At 57.1% G+C, this 19178-nt stretch carries 14 protein-coding genes; 8 read left to right on the forward strand and 6 right to left on the reverse strand.

Going from position 1 to position 19178, the window contains the following annotated elements; genetic code table 11:
• Nucleotides 1-41: 41 nt before the first annotated feature.
• Nucleotides 42-1205, forward strand: coding sequence for a hypothetical protein (locus Pla52o_RS07725; protein ID WP_146593998.1), 1164 nt, complete (start codon nucleotides 42-44; stop codon nucleotides 1203-1205).
• 364 nt (nucleotides 1206-1569) lie between these two features.
• On the opposite strand, the gene Pla52o_RS07730 is transcribed toward Pla52o_RS07725, so the two are convergent.
• The 6 genes from Pla52o_RS07730 to prpB form a co-directional block, all read right to left on the reverse strand.
• Entirely contained in the window at nucleotides 1570-2898 is a 1329-nt protein-coding gene (locus tag Pla52o_RS07730) for a metal ABC transporter permease (RefSeq protein WP_146593999.1), read from the reverse strand.
• 3 nt (nucleotides 2899-2901) lie between these two features.
• A complete protein-coding gene (locus tag Pla52o_RS07735; RefSeq protein WP_146594000.1) occupies nucleotides 2902-4326 on the reverse strand; it encodes a metal ABC transporter permease in 1425 nt (474 codons plus the stop codon).
• A complete protein-coding gene (locus Pla52o_RS07740) occupies nucleotides 4323-5090 on the reverse strand; it encodes a metal ABC transporter ATP-binding protein (RefSeq protein ID WP_146594001.1) in 768 nt (255 codons plus the stop codon). Before Pla52o_RS07740 ends, Pla52o_RS07735 begins: the two co-directional genes overlap by 4 nt.
• 32 nt (nucleotides 5091-5122) lie before the next feature.
• The gene (locus Pla52o_RS07745) at nucleotides 5123-6142 is read right to left on the reverse strand and encodes a metal ABC transporter solute-binding protein, Zn/Mn family (RefSeq protein ID WP_231612165.1); all 1020 of its coding nucleotides are present in this window, start codon (nucleotides 6140-6142) and stop codon (nucleotides 5123-5125) included.
• Nucleotides 6143-6466: 324 nt separating this feature from the next.
• A complete protein-coding gene (gene prpC / locus Pla52o_RS07750) occupies nucleotides 6467-7588 on the reverse strand; it encodes a bifunctional 2-methylcitrate synthase/citrate synthase (RefSeq protein ID WP_146594002.1) in 1122 nt (373 codons plus the stop codon).
• Nucleotides 7589-7599: 11 nt separating this feature from the next.
• Nucleotides 7600-8532, reverse strand: coding sequence for a methylisocitrate lyase (gene prpB / locus Pla52o_RS07755; RefSeq protein ID WP_231612166.1), 933 nt, complete (start codon nucleotides 8530-8532; stop codon nucleotides 7600-7602).
• 48 nt (nucleotides 8533-8580) lie between these two features.
• Between prpB and Pla52o_RS07760 the strand changes: the two genes are divergently transcribed.
• From Pla52o_RS07760 to Pla52o_RS07790, 7 genes are all read left to right on the forward strand, one after another.
• On the forward strand, nucleotides 8581-10197 hold the full coding sequence (locus Pla52o_RS07760; protein WP_146594003.1) for an acyl-CoA mutase large subunit family protein: 1617 nt from the start codon (nucleotides 8581-8583) through the stop codon (nucleotides 10195-10197).
• 19 nt (nucleotides 10198-10216) lie between these two features.
• Entirely contained in the window at nucleotides 10217-10606 is a 390-nt protein-coding gene (locus tag Pla52o_RS07765) for a cobalamin B12-binding domain-containing protein (protein WP_146594004.1), read from the forward strand.
• A gap of 23 nt (nucleotides 10607-10629) precedes the next feature.
• A complete protein-coding gene (locus Pla52o_RS07770) occupies nucleotides 10630-12882 on the forward strand; it encodes a bifunctional 2-methylcitrate dehydratase/aconitate hydratase (protein WP_146594005.1) in 2253 nt (750 codons plus the stop codon).
• 50 nt (nucleotides 12883-12932) lie between these two features.
• Nucleotides 12933-14516, forward strand: coding sequence for an acyl-CoA carboxylase subunit beta (locus Pla52o_RS07775; protein WP_146594006.1), 1584 nt, complete (start codon nucleotides 12933-12935; stop codon nucleotides 14514-14516).
• Between the two features lie 138 nt (nucleotides 14517-14654).
• On the forward strand, nucleotides 14655-16529 hold the full coding sequence (locus Pla52o_RS07780) for an acyclic terpene utilization AtuA family protein (RefSeq protein WP_146594007.1): 1875 nt from the start codon (nucleotides 14655-14657) through the stop codon (nucleotides 16527-16529).
• Nucleotides 16526-17293: an enoyl-CoA hydratase/isomerase family protein gene (locus Pla52o_RS07785; RefSeq protein WP_231612167.1), complete on the forward strand. Its 768-nt coding sequence runs from the start codon at nucleotides 16526-16528 to the stop codon at nucleotides 17291-17293. Before Pla52o_RS07780 ends, Pla52o_RS07785 begins: the two co-directional genes overlap by 4 nt.
• Nucleotides 17284-19062: an acyl-CoA dehydrogenase family protein gene (locus tag Pla52o_RS07790; RefSeq protein WP_146594008.1), complete on the forward strand. Its 1779-nt coding sequence runs from the start codon at nucleotides 17284-17286 to the stop codon at nucleotides 19060-19062. Before Pla52o_RS07785 ends, Pla52o_RS07790 begins: the two co-directional genes overlap by 10 nt.
• The last annotated feature ends 116 nt before the right edge of the window (nucleotides 19063-19178 follow it).

Below are 19178 nucleotides of genomic sequence, written 5' to 3' on the forward strand. Positions count from 1 at the left end.
AATATCGTACCACCGCCCCTCTTCGTCATCGACATACGACGATGAGAATCGAGCGTTTGGAGCCTCGTACCCTGTTGGCTGGCGTGGCCGATCTCGGTGCCGACTCCGCGTTTCCGCCCGCAAGCGACACTGCGTTTGAGTCAAGCGATCACCCCCGTGATGAAATAACGCGCCACGTTGCGTTGGCCGCCGATCCGACCACGCGTGAATTCTCAGGCGTACCAGCGTTCAAATCCGCGGACGACAGCGCCATGCCGACTAAGATTTCGGAGGCGGCCAATGGAAACGTGCGTTCGAATTGTCGCCCTGACACGATCGACGATTACGTTGGCAAAGAGGAAGAAATTTGTCAGCCCGATCCGCCCGTCGTAGAAACGAGTGAAGCCGAACAAGACGCTGCGACCGATATCGAACCCGTTCAAATGTTTGACGGATCATTGCGGATAACCGGCAGCGGCGTGAAAAACGCCGCGGACGTCGAAACGCAAATGCGTTCATCGCCGATCGCAATCGTTGCGACATCGCCCTCCGCGCCGCTAAGGTCCACGCCGCAAACCGCTTCGCTTGCGCCGAAGGAAATCGGTTTCGCGTCGAGCAGCCCCTTTCGCTATTTTCAAAATTCCAATCAATCCGAGAATGACGCTTTGGATTCTCTACGCACCGAATCGATTGCCAAGTATGCGGTGGCTGAGACCTATATGGCGTTCGAGCTCTTGGCGGCGGGCGAAGTGATTGAACCGGAAGCTCAGCAAAGCGTCGACCACGTGAGTCGGCACATTGCGGAACGCGACCAAGCGGGAACGGAACGCCAAGTCGCGAGTTCGTCTCGGCACGTGCTCTCCACACCACCTCCCATCGAGAGTTCGCAGGTGCGTGTTTTGATGAACAAGGGAACCTCCGCACTCGAACTTGCCGCCGAGGCCATTCGAGATGCCGATGCAGAGATCGCGGCGACGCTGAGAAATCGTGAACAAGACTCGATGCCCGTGGAAACCGTGTCGGCTAAATTGCCAATCAACGCTCTGGCTGCGACCGGTGGTGAATCGCTAGTCGAAGCCGATGAGAGTGTTCGCGGTAGTGGATTTGCAACGCAAATGAAAATCACGCTCTACGGCATGATCTCGCTCATGCTGACGATCCGCCCAAAATCCGCGGCGGTAGCACTCATCCCAAGAAATCCGTTTGCGACCGCTAAAACCGAGTAGCCACTGAACCGCATGTTTGCCTAAGGAACGAAGTCAAGCCAGAATTCAGTGGCGTGGTCGCGCAAGATCCCGGTGGCCGTTCGGTTAGGCGAGCTCGCGATTTCGAATGCTCGCGATTTTGAATGCTCGCCGTCGGAATTTCGATTCGTGGGCGATTACTGCGAGTTAGTGTTCCCCCAAAAATTGGCTGCGTCAAACCCAACGCTTCGCTCATCAAACACGAGTCCAAAGCGTGTGCTCGATGACCTAGACAGATGACTCAAAAAGATAACCTCGACAGCTAACCTCGGAACTGGTCCGGTGGCCTAATACGGTTTTGCCACCCAAGGCCTTCGGCACACCTTGTTTCGCTGGTTTCGCGGGCTCATTGTTCGCCCTCAGACTCCGACGGGATCCTGCTGCCGTGAGGATCCTGGATGGGGGCATCCATTTCGTCGTTCAACTGGGTCCTCATTTGCCGATCGGTAAAGTGCTCAAATTGCTCGGCTTTCTCGTGCAATCGCTCTTCATTCACACTCGCCCTGGACAACAGATATTGCTCCCATAATCGATGCGAACGAACGAGTTGGCGGGCATGATTGCGACCAACGTCGGTCAATGCGACTTGCCCCTGTTGGACGATGACCTCGCTCCGATACCGCAAGCGATGAATCGCAAACCACAGCGACCATGAACCGGCTAAGAGATCGTGAGCCAACTCGGTGGTGGAGGGAGACTGAGGCAAATCACGTTCCTCGCGCCGGTACAGCAACGCCACCACATCGTCGGTCAAGATTTGAAGCGACAACAACCGTTGACGCACCCATTTTACGATCACGCCATGGCGTGGCGAAAAGGCGACCGCCAGCAACAAGAGCACTCCCGTCGCGACCGCCATCATCCCGGCCGTCGTGGTGCTGCGATATCCGAACCACGCGGGAACCGAGACCGCGCCAAAATGTCCAATCACCGCAGCAAACGCGGCTAACACGACACTCAAACCAATCATCATTGGCAACCGGTCGGTCAACATGAACGCGGTCGCAGGCGGAACCACAAACATCGCCACGACTAAGATGTTTCCGACACTTTCGAAGCTAGCCACCGCGGTCACCGCCACAAGCACCATCAACGAATAGTGCATCAAGTTGGCATTAAATCCGCTGGTGGTTGCCAACGCCGGATCAAACGAGCTGAGTTTCAGTTCCTTATAGAATACGAGGACAAACAACGCATTGAGCATCGCGACGGTCCCCAGCGTTGCGACCGCTCGAGGAACCTCAAAACCCGCCACCACGATTTTATCCAACGGCGTCAACTCGATCGCCCCATAGAGCACGCATCCTGGATCGAGGTCGACGTGATCGGCCGCTTGAACGATCAACACCAAGCCGAGCGCGAATAACGAAGTGAACACCACCCCCATCGACGCTCCCTCATCGACTTTTCCGACCCCACGGATCCACTGAGTAAACAGCGCCGTCATCACGCCCACGATCACGGCGCCCAAAAACATCGGCAAACTGTTGCGTGTTCCACTTAAAAAGAAAGCCGCAGCCAAGCCCGGCAACACCGCGTGGCTGATCGCATCGCCAAGCATGCTCATGCGCCGCAGCACGAGGAAGTTACCCAACAACGCAGCGGCAACGGCCGCCAAAATACCTGCGGCGATGATCCAACCGTCGAGACTCCAACTCCAATTCGCCGTCAACATGATCTACGACACCTCCGTCAACGGATGCGGACTTGGCGGAACTAAGGTGTCTTGTCGGTCTAACATGGCCTCGAGTTCACGAACCAGCTCGGGTTCCAACACATGTTCAATTGCATCGGCTTGTCGGTCCACTCGGCTGGGAGCAACGTCGGCATAAGTAATCAAAAACAGCTCCCATAAACGGTGCTGACGCGTCAACCTCGCCGCCTCGGCGAACCCTGCTTTGGTCAAGCCGATTCGTTCGCCGATTTGAAGTAGCATGCCCGATCGCCGCGCCCGACGGATCGCTCGTCTCAACCGTCGAGGTGACCAGCTGCGTTGGTCCAACAGCTCCGCAAATTTGATGTCAGGCTTCTGGGCGGATTCCGCCTCGCTCAATTCGAACGCGGCTCGCAGCAGATGTTGACGGTCGATGGCGCGGTTGAGCCGTCTTCGCCGCAACGAACGAACCAACACTCCGCGCGATGTGCCCAGCAGCATACTTAAGAGAAAGAACGCGGTGCATACCAACACGATCATCGCGCCGGACGGCAGCCGCGAAAACAAGGCACTGACACCGCCACCCAACATCCCACTGATCGCGCCAATCAGCCCGGAAATCAAAAACATCGCCCACAATTTTTCGGTCCAGAAACGGGCCGCCGCTGCAGGAATGATCAATAACGCGATCACCAATATGAGTCCAACCGCCTGCAGTCCGACAATACAGACCGTGACCACCAATCCCATCAATGCGATGTCTAAACGGATGGTCGGAAACCCACGCGCCCCAGCAAATCCTTCATCAAAACAGAGCAGTTTGAACTCTTTGAACAACAGCAAGCAGGCCCCGATACATCCGGCTGCGACGAATCCGATCAACCGAACGTCCTGCAGTCCCATCGAAGCGGTCTTGCCATAGATGAACGATTCGAGCCCCGCCACATGGCCTTGTTGCATTTGCTGGCTCACGCCCAACAATGCCATTCCGCCGCCAAAGAAGACGCTCAGCACCGCTCCGAGCGCGGTATCCTCTTTGAGCCGAGTTGCATGACGAAGCAGCAATATTACGGCCAACCCGAGCAATCCGGTGATCGTCGCTCCGGAGAGCAGAATCGGCAAGGATTTCCCGTCCGCCCCGACCCAGGTCGCGATCAGAAATGCCAAGACAATTCCAGGCAACGTGGCGTGCGAAAGCGCGTCCCCCATCAAGGCCCGTTTTCGCAATAGCGTAAAACTGCCCACCATGCCCGCGGCACACCCCAGCAATGCGACCCCTAAAATCACCACTCGCGTGTTGTATTGCTGTAGCAACAGCAACTCGGTCCATTGTTCCCAGGAGGGCCATTGCAGTCGTCGATCGGTGATCGATTGGGCCGCTACCACTTGGGCGAAGGGAAAGTTACCTGCGGCAAGCACGCCCACCGATAGGATGGCAACGGCGTTCATAACGAGCGTTCTCGCTGACGCATCGCCTCGGAAACCTCGTCCAACAGCGTCAACCGACCGCCGTAGGTCTTTTGCAGATTCTCCGGAGTGAAAACTTGGTCCACCGGGCCGTGAGCGACGACACGCATATTGAGCAGCACGACATAGTCAAAGAATTCTGCAACCGTTTGTAAATCATGATGGATCACAACGGCCGTTTTACCACGCGTCTGCATCTCTCGTAACACGTCGACGATCGCCAACTCGGTGGCCGCATCGACGGCCGCAAACGGTTCATCCATCAAATACAAGTCGGCATCCTGGACCAGCGCCCGGGCCAAAAAGGTGCGTTGCTGTTGCCCGCCCGAGAGTTGACTGATTTGGCGTTTGGCGAGATCGGCGATCCCAACGCGGTCAAGCGCTTCCATCGCCGCCTCGCGATGCTTTTTACGTGCCGGCAAGCACCAGCCGATTTCACGATACAACCCCATCGTGACCACGTCCAAGGCATCCACCGGGAAGTCCCAATCGACCGTTTCTCGCTGCGGCACATAGCCCACTCGCCCCCGCATTTTAGCGTACGGCTGGCCAAACACCTTGACCCGTCCCGAAGCTCGCGGGATCAAATCCATCACTGCTTTGAGCAGCGTGCTCTTCCCGGCTCCATTGGGACCAACCACCCCCACGAGTGAACCTGGGGGCAGATCAAAGCCGACATCCCAAATCACCGGTTTACGGTGGTACGCGACCGTCAAATCATCAATTGACAAGGGAATGGAATTCACCGCGGTCGTGCTCGTGTTGACAATACCGGCCATTATCGAGTGGGCCCCGCTGCGTGCGATAGTTTGCCTTGGAAACCGTGTTCGGGTGCATCGCCGCCGAGCGCGCGCGTGACTAGGGTGAGATTGTGGTCGATCATTCCGACATAGGTGCCTTCATACTCTCCGTCCGGCCCCATTGCATCGGAATAAAGTTCACCACCGATGCTCACTTCTTTGCCACGCTCGCGAACGCCTTCGACCAACGCCTCGATGTTCTTGCGTGGAACGCTCGTCTCAACAAACACCGAGCGGATCCCACGCTCACTAATCATCCCCACCAGTTCATTGATGCGCTGCAACCCCGCCTCCGACTCAGTCGAGAGCCCCTGCACACCTTGGACATCCATCTCGTAAGCGCGACCGAAGTAATTGAAGGCATCATGAGATGTGATCAAGACGCGGCGATCGCGGGCAATCGAGCCGATCGATTGCTTGCCATACGCGTGCAGCTCGCCAAGCAATTTTGTATACGCCGCTGCGTTAGCGTCATAAGCAGCGGCATGCGACGGATCAAAATCAGCCAACGCCTTGGCTACCGCGTCAACGCATTTTGACCACGCCAACACGTCCATCCAAACATGGGGGTCGGGATGCCCCGCGAAATCCTCGGGCTCGAGCAGGTAGGTTTCGTCGATGGACTCAGTCACCGCCACCACGGGTTTGCCGCGTGCGATCTTGACCAAGACGTCGGTCATTTTACCTTCCAGCATCAAGCCGCTGTAAAAAACCACGTCACTATCCATCATCATTTGGACATCGTCACGCGTCGCTTTGTACAGGTGCGGATCGACTCCGGCGCCCATGATCTGAGTCACCTCTATATACGAGCCCCCAACGGTGCGAACGATGTCTGCCACCATCCCCACCGTCGCAATCGCCCGGATCGGGTACTCGCCGCGATAGAGTTTCGCTGCAGGATCGCCGTTAGTGGAGGCATTGTCCGAGTTGGACGTCGAGGGGCCACAGCCTGCTAAGACCAATAACCCCACTAACAACACAAATGACTTATCCACCAAATACCTCATCGGATACGGAGAGCTGGCCAACACTGAACTTAGCCTTGGCTAACTACAGGCAAGCTATTGTAGTGGACGCCCTGTTTTGTGCAATACCCGTTAAAGTCGCCGATGAGATCCACGGCCGCCTCCGAGGGCGAAGATCGCGCTGCATCAGGTCAACAAACGCGTTCAGGTCACCAATCACGTCGCCCCGACGCTACGCTTTACTCACAACGCCCGACGGCAACCCATGCTGTTGCTGGGGCGACGCTCGCCTCCGCTTCAACCCGATCTTCATCCCAGGTGGGCCCCCGATGATTGGCGTTCGGCGTGGTCCCTTTACGGCCGTTCCTCGATTGGCACGAATGACCTTGGCCCGTGACCGCTGTACTCGGCCGCCGGACGGATCAAGCGATTCTCCGCACGTTGTTCAAAGGCGTGTGCACACCATCCCGCCGTCCGGGCAAAAACAAACAGCGGCGTGAACATTGATGTCGGAATGCCCAGGCAATGGAAAACCGTGGCGCTATAAAAATCAAGATTCGGGAACAACCCTTTCTCGCGGCGCATCACCCCTTCGATACGTTCGGCAATCGCGTACAGTTGTGTCAGCGCGGTCTCTTCGCAAAGCGACTGTGACCAGCGTTTGATGATCTCAGATCGAGGGTCAGCCGATTTGTAGACTCGATGTCCGAAGCCCATGATCTTCTCTTTCCCATTCAGTTTTGCCAGCACACCTTCCTCAGCGGCTTCGGGGTCGACATAAGTTTCGATCAACTCCATGGACGCTTCATTGGCGCCACCATGCAATGGACCGCGCAACGTTCCGATCCCGGTGGTGACCGCCGAGTACAGGTCCGACATCGTCGACGCCGTGATTCGGGCAGCGAACGTTGACGCGTTGAATTCGTGTTCGGCGTACAAAATCAGTGATACATCAAGCGCTCGAGCGAGATGTTCCGAGGGGGACGTGTCATGCAACAAATGTAAGAAGTGTCCCGCCAAGTCCAAATCGTCGGTCTCGACCTCGATTTGATGGCCACCATGATGAAAGTGATGCCAATAGCAAAGCATCGACGGAAACGTGCCCAACATTCGTAACGCAATTGCGTGTTGCTCGTCGAATGAACTCTCGGGCTCAAGACAACCGAGTACCGAACACCCCGTCCGTAGCACATCCATGGGATGCGACGTTGCGGGTAATTGCTCGAGAATTGTCTTCAACGCGTCGGGAAGCGCCCGTTGGCTTCTTAAGTCTTCTCGGAACGCGACGAGTTGTTCGTAGCTCGGCAATTCGCCGTTCAGCAACAACCAAACCACCTCTTCGAACGACGCGTGCTCGGCTAGGTCCTCGATCGCGTAACCGCGATAGGTTAATCCGAATCCTTTCTTGCCGACCGTGCTGATTGCGGTGTGACCGGCGACGACGCCCGCCATGCCTGATGACTGTGTTTGAATCATAATAGCCCTCACTATTTCCGGTTTGATTTGCCTTCGGACAGTTCTTTCGCGTAGTAATCGAGTACTTCGTAGAGCTCCTCTCGTGTTTGCATCGAATCGATCAAATCAATTTGGGTCCCTGCACCACGCAGTGTTTCGTAGACGCGTGCGGCCACGGCATTCATCGCCCGATAGGCGGTCAACGGGTACAACACCAATCGTATACCCGCATCGCGCAGTTCGTCCACTGAAAACAAGGGCGTTCGCCCGAACTCGGTGATGTTCGCCAACACCGGAATTTCCACCGCCGCAGTAAATTGCCGGTATTCATCGAGCGACGTCAGCGCTTCGGCAAAAATCATGTCCACCCCGGTCTCGACATACTGCGTCGCACGTTCGATTGCCGCATCGATCCCCTCGACCGACGCCGCGTCGGTCCGCGCCATGATCACGAAACTCGAATCGCTTCGCGCATCCAACGCCGCCTTCAAGCGATCGTTCATCTCGGGTACCGAAACGAGTTGTTTGCCCGGACGATGGCCGCATCGCTTGGCGTCGACCTGGTCCTCCAGATGCATCCCCGCCACACCGCCGCGGATAAGCTCGCGCACGGTTCGCTCGATCATTAACGCACTTCCCCAACCGGTGTCGGCATCGACCAAGAGCGGCAAGTCGGTCACCGACGTGATCCGCCGAGCATCATCAAGGACATCCGCGAGTGTCGTCACTCCCAAGTCGGGTAGCCCGTGCGAAGCGCTTGCCACTCCCGATCCAGACAAATAGAGCGCCCGAAATCCTGCTCGTTGGGCCAACAGAGCACACATGGCGTTTACCGCGCCAGGGACTTGCAGCGGAAGCTCACGGTCAACCGCCCAACGGAAACGTTGCCCTGCAGTTGAGGGTTGCGACGCGGACATAGCTAGCTCGCGGAAGAGTGGCTTAGCAGCCCAGATGGGACTTGCCATTTTTAAACTCGCGTATAATCAATTGTATCAACTTGATTGGAGCTCGTCATGCAATCGGTAAACGATGAACCCATCGCTGAGAAATTGGTAAGGACGACCCTTAGCGGGGCGTCTATCAAGCCCTTGTACACCCCCGCCGACTTGCCAAGTTTTTCCCCAGAGGCGGAGTTGGGACAACCAGGCCAGTTTCCCTACACACGGGGAATCCACGCATCGATGTATCGGGGACGATTGTGGACAATGCGGCAATTTGCCGGCTTTGGTCGACCACGCGACACGAACGCTCGCTTTCGTTTTTTGCTCGATCAGGGGCAAACCGGACTCAGCACGGCCTTCGACCTGCCGACGTTGATGGGGCTCGACAGCGATGATCCTCGCTGCTGTGGTGAAGTCGGGCGACTCGGCGTGGCGGTCGATACCGTCGATGACATGCTCGCGTTGTTCGACGGGATCGATTTGCACCAAGTGTCGGTATCGATGACGATCAATGCTCCCGCGATTGTCGTGATGGCGTTCTATTTGTCGGCTGCGCGCCAGCGGGGATGGGATTGGAAAGCACTGCGTGGCACGATTCAAAATGACATTCTGAAGGAATTCCACGCACAAAACGAATTCGTGTTCCCCCCCGAGCCTTCGGTCCGTTTGGTTGTTGATCTCATTGAGTTTTGTACGCCGCATGTTCCGTTATGGAACACGGTCTCCATCAGCGGCTATCACATTCGCGAGGCCGGTTCCACCGCGGCACAAGAATTAGCCTTCACCTTGGCCGACGGACATCACTATGTTCGCCAGTGCCTCGCTCGCGACCTGCACGTGGACGCGTTCGCGCCACGATTGAGTTTCTTTTTCAACGCCCACAACGATCTGTTCGAAGAGGTGGCCAAGTACCGAGCCGCCCGCGCGTTGTGGGCGGCGACGATGAGAGATGAGTTTGGCGCGAAGACCGAAGCTGCATGGAAACTTCGATTTCATGCTCAAACAGCAGGTTGCGCGCTGCAAGCGGTGCAGCCAGAGGTGAATTTGGTGCGTGTTGGATACCAAGCACTCGCAGCGGCGTTGGGCGGATGCCAATCGCTGCACACCAACTCGATGGACGAAACGTTAGCGTTACCGAGTGAACATGCGGTAACGCTCGCCTTGCGCACGCAACAGGTATTGGCCCATGAAACCGGAGTCACCAACACCGTTGACCCATTGGGCGGCAGTTACTTCATTGAGAGTTTTACGCGTCAAATGAAGCAGGACGCACGTGCATACTTTACTGAGATCGCCGACCAAGGGGGCATGATCGCTGCGGTCGAAAACGGCTATTTTCGACGCAAGATTTCTGACGCAGCGTTCGCGTATCAATTAGCGATCGACGCACAAGAGAAATTGATTGTCGGCGTCAACGCGTTCCAGCAAGCCAACGAGGAACCGATCTCGGTGATGCCCTTCGACGAGTCCACCGAGGACGATCAACTTGCATCACTACGCACCGTCAAAGAGCAACGCAGCGGTGACGAGGTTCGCCGCACGCTGACGCAGCTAAAGCAGACAGCAGAAACGGGAAACAATGTGTTTGCGGCATTGTTACAAGCTTCCGATGCCCGAGCGACGGTGCAAGAGTGCATGGATGCGATGGCTGAAGTGTACGGACGCTTTCGACCTGCTGCGGCTTGGTAGTGGTGGGGGAATCCATTTTATGACACAACAAACCATTGCTAAACGAATCTTGTTGGCCAAAGTCGGACTTGATGGCCATGACCGTGGGATCAAGGTTGTCGCTCGCGGATTGCGAGACGCGGGGTTCCATGTGATTTACAGCGGCCTTTGGCAATCCATCGAGTCGGTCGCCCAGGCCGCCGAGGACGAGGATGTCGATTGGGTTGGAATCAGCGTGCTCAACGGCGCCCACATGACACTCATCCCCGCATTATTGCAGGCTTTTCGAAAACGCGATCTGAACCACGTCGGCGTGATCGTGGGCGGGATCATTTCACACGCCGATCAACAAGAGCTAAAACGACTCGGTGCGCGAGCCTGTTTCGGCCCCGGCACATCCATCGAGTCGATCGTCCAATTTCTGAAGTAGCCCGAAACCGCACGGATGACGAGATGCCGCGTCCCCGCAATCGCAACGACCTTCCGACCCTCGTCGCTCGACTTTCGCAGCGAGACCGTGGGGCACTGGCACGTCTGTTGACGTTTGCGGCGTCGCGAACACAGCACTCCGAATTGATTGCTGCCCTTGCCAGCGCAACGACGCATGCTTCACCGGTGATCGCAATGACCGGCAGCGGAGGCGTGGGAAAGAGCAGTTTGGTCGGCTGCCTTTCGAATCATTTTGCCTCGCGTGGCGAAGCGGTCGGCGTGCTCGCTTGCGATCCCCAGAGTCCTGTTACGGGAGGTGCGTTGCTGGGGGATCGATGCCGCATCGTCAACTCCGAATTCGCCGACCGCGTCTTTGTCCGTAGCCTGTCGACCGCTTCGGGGCACCAAGGTGTCGCACAAAACTTGGCATTGATGTTGCTCGCGATGCAAGTCTACGGATTCGATCGAATTTTTGTCGAAACCGTTGGCATTGGTCAAGGCGATATCGCGGTGCGTGATCTCGCCGATATCGTCGTCCTGGTAATCCAACCGCAAACCGGCGACGAACTGCAATGGGAAAAGGCAGGCATCTTGGAGGTCGTCGATTTAGTCGTGGTCAATAAATCGGATCTAGCGGGAGCCGACCAGACGAAACGTGACGTAAAACAACAGCTTCACTCACCGGCGCTGCGTGCCATCCCCGTCATCAGCACCTCGATTGCGAAGAGAGAAGGAATCGAAACGCTTTGTCTAGAAATCGACCAAGTCCTCCGCAAATCTGCTAAAAAGGAGATGAGCGATGCGGAGTCTTCCGGCCAGTCCGACGTTTTGGTAGGACGCAAAATGCAAAGCATTGAACCTTCAGCGGTAATAGCGAGTTCCGATCTCGTGTTGGATCAGATCGCCGACTATGTGTGTGCTTCCGCAAACTTTAGCGATGAAGCGTGGGCCACAGCTCGAGTCTGTCTGCTCGACAGCCTGGGGTGTGGGTTGCTCTCGCTTCGCTACCCGCAATGCACCAAGTTGTTAGGCCCGGTCGTACCGGGGGCGACGCTGCAAAACGGTGCACGGGTGCCTGGGACCTCGTACGTCTTGGATCCCGTCACCGCGGCGTTCAACCTCGGTTGTATGATCCGTTGGCTCGATTACAACGACACCTGGCTGGCCGCAGAATGGGGGCACCCGTCGGATAATTTTGGCGGCATTCTAGCAGTAGCGGATTATCTCAGTCGCCAAGATCAAGCGTTAGCCATGCGCGATGTGCTGGTCGCTGCCATCAAGGCCTACGAAATCCAAGGGGTGTTGGCGCTACAACATGCCTTCAATCGAGTCGGGTTGGATCATGTGATTTTGGTCCGGATTGCAACCACCGCGGTGGTGACGCGTATGCTCGGCGGGACACGACGACAAGTAATCAATGCGCTCAGCAACGCTTGGCTCGATGGCGGGGCGCTGCGCACCTATCGCCATGCCCCCAACACTGGAACCCGCAAAAGCTGGGCGGCCGGCGATGCCACCCGTCGAGGAGTCCAGCTTGCGTTATGGAGCATGGCCGGTGAGATGGGCTACCCCACCGCCCTTTCGGCACCGCGATGGGGCTTCGAAGATGTCGTCTTGGCGGGAGAAACGCTATCGATTCCTCGACCTTTGGGCTGCTATGTCATCGAAAATATCCTTTTCAAAGTCGCATTTCCCGCAGAATTCCACGCTCAAACCGCAGCCGAAGCGGCGATCCAATTACACGATCAAGTCGCCGGTCGATGGGACGCAATCGAGCGGATTCGGATTGAAACGCAGGAATCAGCGATGCGAATCATCAACAAAACGGGCCCCCTCTCCAACGCCGCCGATCGTGACCATTGCCTCCAATACATTGTCGCGGTGGCGCTGCGAAAGGGACGACTTGATTCGGATCACTACGAACAAGCCACAGCCGACGATCCCGCCATCGACGCGATGCGCGATCGAATGGAGGTCGTCGAGAAACCCCGGTATTCGACCGATTACCTCGATCCCGATAAACGCTCGATCGCAAATGCGGTCCAAGTCTATTTCTCCGATGGAACAGCGACGGAGCGAATCGAAGTCGAATACCCCCTCGGCCACCGCCGCCGTCGCGCAGAAGCGTTACCGAAGCTACGTGACAAATTCCGAGTCAACGTCGGGTCTCGATTCGCTCCGGGACGCGTCTCATCGCTCGAGCAATTTTTTGATGCCGGAGACGACTTCAACGACATGCCGGTCCGCAACTTCATGAACGAGTTTGCCCAGACATGAAAAAGAATCAACTAAGTATGCCCGCACGGTCCTATTCCTAGGAGAGATTGGTGGCAACATTGCGTAACCTCACTGACGAATTGCTTCACCAAGAGGCGACGCTGCGGCAAGGTGGAGGTGCGGACGGTCAGCAACGACAACGACGCCATGGTCGATTGCCGGTGCGTGAGCGAATTGCGTTGCTGTTGGACAAAGATTGTCCCTTTTTTGAATTGGGCGTGTGGGCCGCATACGGGATGTACGAATCGTGGGGTGGCGTTCCCGCGGCCGGGATTGTGACAGGCATCGGAACGGTCAAAGGGCGAGCCGTCTTAGTCGCCGCCAACGACGCGACGGTCAAGGCAGGGGCGATGTTTCCTCAGTCGGTAAAGAAGTTGCTCCGCGCGCAAAAGATTGCCAATCAGTTTCGTTTGCCGGTGATCTATTTAGTCGATTCGGCCGGGGTGTTCCTGCCGTTGCAAGATGAAGTGTTTCCGGACGAGGACGATTTCGGTCGCATCTTTCGCAACAACGCCGTGCTCTCGGCGGCGGGGATCCCGCAATACGCCGCCGTGATGGGCAATTGCATCGCCGGTGGGGCGTACCTGCCTGTGTTGTGCGACAAAATGCTGATGACCGACGGCAGTCAGCTCTGTTTGGCTGGCCCCGCTTTGGTCAAAGCTGCGATTGGACAAACGGTCGATCCTGAGGACTTGGGGGGGGCGGCGATGCACGCAGCGATCAGCGGCACGGTCGATTTCCATGAGCCCGACGACCCTTCCTGCCTAAAGCGATTACGTGCTTTGGTGGACCTGTTACCGAAACCGGCGGAGACTCATCTCGAGCAACAACCGGTAATCGGTGACCGCCTCTACGATCTCGTCTCAGCAGACGGTCGAGGCGAATACGATGTGCGTGAGGTGCTCCGATGTATCGTCGACTCCGATTCGTTGCAGGAATATAAGGCCGAGTTTGGGAAGACGATAGTGACCACGTTTGCCAAAATCGGTGGGCACGCGATCGGGGTGGTCGCCAACCAAAAAGTTCGTTGTCGAACCGCCAGCGGCGAGATTCAAATCGGCGGCGTGATCTATCCCGATGCAGCGGACAAGGCCGCACGGTTCGTGATGGATTGTAACCAAACGCGAATCCCCTTGGTGTTCGTTCAGGATGTCCAAGGATTTATGGTCGGCAAACAAGCTGAACAAGCGGGAATCATTCGCGCCGGCGCGAAGCTGGTCAATGTCGTTAGCAACTCGATCGTCCCCAAATTGACCGTCATCATCGGAGGTTCATTTGGTGCGGGTCATTATGCAATGTGCGGCAAAGCCTACGACCCGGCCCTGATCCTCGCCTGGCCGTCAGCGAAATACGCCGTCATGGGAGGCAATCAAGCGGCCGACACCTTGCTCGCTCTACAACTACGCGAAGCCCAACGCAATGGGCGTGTACTTGCGGAACAGGAAGTCGGCGATTTGCGTCAATCGATCCTGCAACGATACCAGCAGCAGACGGATATCCGGTACGGTGCCGCCCGCGGTTGGGTCGACGCCATCATTCAACCCCACGAAACGAGACTGTGGCTATCGGCCGCCTTGGATCAATTGCCTGCTACCATCGGCCGTGATTTTCGCACCGGAGTGTTGCAGGTTTAGTTGGGAACGGGTGCAAAGCAGTGTTCAACGGGCATCGCATTGACGGCCGTGCATGGCGGAAAGTTCGATTGCGGTTTTTGTAGGTTCAGCTCACGCAGGAGCGTTGGATCCAACTCATCATAACAGGGCATTGTCGGCATGTCGCAAACGATTCGAATCGGGAATGCACAAGCGTTTTGGGGTGACCGAACCGCGGCGGCAATGGAGATGCTGACGCGTGAGCCAGAGCTCGATTTTCTGACGCTTGATTACCTTGCCGAAGTTTCGATGTCGATTCTTGCCTACCAACGTCAACGGGATCCGCAAGCGGGTTATGCACGAGACTTTGTTGATCTCGTGAAATCGTTAGTGCCCTATTGGTCGGCGGGCGGTCGATGCCGTTTGATCGCCAATGCCGGCGGATTGAACCCTATCGGTTGTGCGGAGGCATGTCGCCGCGTGCTTGAGGCAGCGGGGTGCCCTCCGCTGCGGATCGGCATCGTCAGCGGCGATGACGTGCTTGATTTAGTGCGTTCCGCTGCGTTGGAGAATCAAAGCAACGAGTTTCGCAACCTGGAAAGCGGCGAGTCGTTGGGCGAAGCAGCGACTCGGCTGGTCACCGCTAACGCCTATCTCGGGGCCAGACCGATCGTCAACGCATTGGCCGAAGGAGCCGAGATTGTGATCACCGGCCGCGTGGCCGACCCGTCCTTGGTCGTCGCGGCATGTCAGCATGATTTTGGCTGGACCGACGCGGAATTCGATCGTTTAGCCGGCGCGACGGTGGCGGGGCATTTGATCGAATGTGGTACTCAGGTCACCGGCGGCATCAGCACCGATTGGCTCAATGTCCCCGACCCGGCGCACATCGGATTTCCGATTGTGGAGGTCAGCGACGACGGGAGCTGCGTGGTCACGAAACCCAACGGCAGCGGCGGTTGCGTGACCCCGTGGACGGTCAAGGAACAACTCGTTTACGAAATCGGCGATCCCGCAAACTACCTTAGCCCTGACGTGACCGTTTCCTTTTCGTCGCTACGCGTTGAAGCGATCGGACTCGATCGTGTCCGGGTGAGCGGCGCGCTCGGTAAACCGCCCCCTCCTCAATATAAAGTCAGTGCCACGGTTCGCGACGGCTATCGCGCCGCGGGGACGCTCTTGATTGTGGGACGCGATGCCACTGAAAAGGCAACTCGATGCGGCGAAATGGTGCTGCAACGGGTGCGTGAGGCGGGACACGATCTGCGCGAACGCGTGATTGAATGTTTGGGTTCCCCAGGCAACTGCATTGGGATGCCCCACTCGGCGCCGCCCGTCGACCGAGCGTCATTTCATGAGGTCGTGCTGCGGGTTGCGGTCGAATCCGAATCGCGCGACGCGGTGGAATGTTTTACCCGTGAGATGATGCCATTGATCACGGGGGGGCCGCAGGGCACGACCGGATACGCCGAAGGCCGACCGCGTATCCATCCTGTGATTCGCTATTGGCCCTGCTTAATCGACCGCAATGCGATCCTACCAAACGTCGAGCCAATGGGAACAACGGAAACGACTCCCCGATCAACTTCGATGGCGGGGAGTAACGTGATCGAGACGCAGGGGATTATCGAGGAGTGTGCTACACCGGACATGCTCCCTCCCGATCAATTCTCGTCCTCCATCGGCACGGCGGTTAAAGCCGATAACGGGCCATTGGCATCGCAATTGCACGACATTGCCTTGGCCCGTAGCGGCGACAAAGGCACATCGGCGAATCTGGGGGTCCTGGCCCGCAGCCCGGATGACTGGGATTTTCTGAAACAATGGTTGACTGCCGAGCGTGTGTGGGAGTTTTTAAAGCCGCGGGGATGCGACACCGTGGAACGCTTTGAACTCGATAATCTGCAAGCTTTGAACTTTGTGGTCCGGGGCATATTGCGTCAACCATTACGAAGCGATGCACAGGGAAAAGCGTTGGGCCAAATGCTATTGGAAATGCCGCTACCCGCAGATCAGAAGCGTAGAATAACTCGTAGGGAAGACAGGGGAAAATGATGGACAATCTCACTCTGGTGGAGACGCTTGAGCCAGGAATCGTATCGCTGACTCTAAATCGCTCTCATCGTCGTAACGCCCTTAACATCGCCTTGCTAGAACAACTCAATCACGAGATCCAAAAAATCGAAGGGGATCGCGGCAATCGTGTGGTGATCCTTGGCGGTGCCGGACCGGTATTCTCAGCGGGATTGGATTTAAAGGAAGCGTCCGACGTTTCGCTGGTAGAACGTTCAGCCATCGCGGTCGAGCGCGCGCTGTATCGCTTGCAGCGGACGTCGCTGATTGTGATCGCGGCGGTGCACGGCGGAGCGTATGCGGGAGGGGCGGGGTTGATGGCAGCGTGTGATGTCGTGATTGCGGCCGAAGATGCACAGTTCGCGTTCCCCGAAGCACGGCGGGGGCTGCTGCCTGCACTGATTTGCAATGTGCTTCGACACAAAGTGGGCGAAGGGGATCTCCGCGATCTATTTTTGGTGGGCGATCCGATCGATGCCCAGCGTGCATTGCGGATCGGTCTGGTGCAACGGATCGTCCCCGTGTCGCAGTTGCGTGACGCAGCGCGTGAATTAGCCAAGTCGGTGATTTCAGGGGGTCCCTACACGATTCGCCAAACCAAAGAATTGATCAACGAAGCGTTTGCTGACGCCATCCAAAGCAGCGGAACCCATATGGTCAAAGAACATCTCGCGGCTCGTCATAGCGAAGAAGCGCGAGAGGGGTTGGCGGCATTCATTGAAAAGCGAGAACCAAAATGGGATTAGTCGATTCAACATCGCATGCCGACCGGATGGAGCAACGCGAGCAACAAATCCGGCAAGCCGAAGAACTACTTGGTTCGCTACCACAGGCGAGCGGCGTCGCCAAAGGAATGTTCGCGGGGCGGTTCGTCGACGATTGGGTGTTCCCCTACCCCGACTTGACGGGCATCGAGCGGGCGGAGGTGGAAGCGGCGGTCGTGGCACTGAGTCATTTCTGTGACGAACACCTCGACCCCACGCGGATCGATCGCGAGGCCGACATCCCACGGGACGTCATCGACGGACTCGCCGAACTAGGGCTGCTAGGGATGACCGCGCCCGCGGAATTCGGCGGCAGCGGGTTTTCACAAATGGGTTATTGCCGACTGCTTGAGGTGATTGGCGGCCGTTGTAGTTCGACCTCCATTTTCGTCAACGCTCATCATTCGATCGGGATGCGTGGGTTGCTGTTGTTCGGCAGTGAATCGCAGAAAAAAAAGTGGCTGCCCGATTTGGTCCGTGGCAAAAAGCTGGCCGCCTTTGCACTCACCGAACCCGAGGCCGGATCGGACGCTTCCAACGTGCAAACGATGGCGATTCCGTCGGCCGATGGCAGCCACTTCGTCCTGCATGGACAGAAGCGTTACATCACCAACGGAGCGATCGCGGATGTGTTGACGGTGATGGCACGCACCCCGATCGAAGATAGTCGTGAAACAGCGATCACCGCCTTTCTGGTCACCCCCGACATGCCTGGCTTCCAAGTCACCGAACCGCGGATGGAGAAGTTGGGCATTCGCGGCACCGCGACGGCACGGTTGGCGTTTGACAATCTGCATGTGCCGCGAGAGAACATTCTCGGCCCAATCGGCAAGGGACTCAAGGTGGCGTTGACGGTGTTGGACTTTGGCCGCACCACCTTCGGTGCCTGCTGTACCGGAGCCGCGAAGACATGTTTGCGTTTAGCCACCGATCACGCCCGCTCGCGACGTCAATTCGGCCGCCCGCTCGCCGAGTTTGAACTCGTGCAAGAAAAACTGGCTCGGATGTCCGCCTGGACCTACGCCATGGAAGCAACGACCAACGTCACCGCCGGCTTGATTGACCGTGGACTCGAAGACTACATGCTCGAGACCGCGATGCTCAAGGTCTGGAGTACGGAACGTCTGTGGACGATCGTTAACGATGCCTTCCAAATATTTGGTGGCGCCGCCTATTTTACGGATTTGCCACTCGAACGCATGCTACGCGATCATCGCATCAATCAAATCGGCGAAGGGGCCAATGAAGTACTGATGTCGTTCATTGCACTAACGGGCATGCGCGGTCCAGGAATGCGTATGAAAGAGGTGAGCGAGGCTTGGAGACATCCTTGGGCAGGAGTCGGGACAGTGGGCCACTTTACCAGCGACACATTAAGAATGCGTTTTCGATCCCCCGCCGTCCCCGTACGAGCCCCCGAACTCCGCTCTGACGCTCGCCGCTTGGGGAAAGCCATCCGGCGACTCGGCACAACCGTCCAGTGGACGTTGGTCCGACATCGCGAAGAGGTGCTGGAGAGACAACTCGTGTTGCAACGGATCGCTTGGATCGCGATGGAATTGTACGCGACCGCCTGCACACTGAGTCGCTGGGACCACGAATTAGCAGACAACAATCACACGCATGACGCTGTCGCCAGGCTGTTCGTGGCCGATTCGCTGCGACACGTCGACGCTTGTTTTCAAGGCATGCGTGACAATCACGATCCGCTGCTGTTAGCAGCCGCCAGCCCACAAGACGTGCCGTCTTGATATTGCCCTACATTATGTGTTTCGGGCCGAAGACACCGTAATTTGCCTAGAGCATTGTTTTAATCGACGTGGGATCCCATCCGCAGCTGCGTTCGCAAGAACGCGGTCCACCGCTT

Origin of the sequence: Novipirellula galeiformis, assembly GCF_007860095.1 — a bacterium.
Classification (GTDB): Bacteria; Planctomycetota; Planctomycetia; order Pirellulales; family Pirellulaceae; genus Novipirellula; species Novipirellula galeiformis.

Coding starts and splice junctions, on each gene's coding strand:
- Pla52o_RS07785 (WP_231612167.1), top strand. CDS start 16,526: ATGATGGACAATCTCACTCTGGTGGAGACGCTTGAGCCAGGAATCGTA.
- Pla52o_RS07770 (WP_146594005.1), top strand. CDS start 10,630: ATGCCGCGTCCCCGCAATCGCAACGACCTTCCGACCCTCGTCGCTCGA.
- Pla52o_RS07725 (WP_146593998.1), top strand. CDS start 42: ATGAGAATCGAGCGTTTGGAGCCTCGTACCCTGTTGGCTGGCGTGGCC.
- Pla52o_RS07790 (WP_146594008.1), top strand. CDS start 17,284: ATGGGATTAGTCGATTCAACATCGCATGCCGACCGGATGGAGCAACGC.
- Pla52o_RS07730 (WP_146593999.1), bottom strand. CDS start 2,898: ATGTTGACGGCGAATTGGAGTTGGAGTCTCGACGGTTGGATCATCGCC.
- prpC (WP_146594002.1), bottom strand. CDS start 7,588: ATGATTCAAACACAGTCATCAGGCATGGCGGGCGTCGTCGCCGGTCAC.
- Pla52o_RS07780 (WP_146594007.1), top strand. CDS start 14,655: ATGTCGCAAACGATTCGAATCGGGAATGCACAAGCGTTTTGGGGTGAC.
- Pla52o_RS07765 (WP_146594004.1), top strand. CDS start 10,217: ATGACACAACAAACCATTGCTAAACGAATCTTGTTGGCCAAAGTCGGA.
- prpB (WP_231612166.1), bottom strand. CDS start 8,532: ATGGCAAGTCCCATCTGGGCTGCTAAGCCACTCTTCCGCGAGCTAGCT.
- Pla52o_RS07760 (WP_146594003.1), top strand. CDS start 8,581: ATGCAATCGGTAAACGATGAACCCATCGCTGAGAAATTGGTAAGGACG.
- Pla52o_RS07735 (WP_146594000.1), bottom strand. CDS start 4,326: ATGAACGCCGTTGCCATCCTATCGGTGGGCGTGCTTGCCGCAGGTAAC.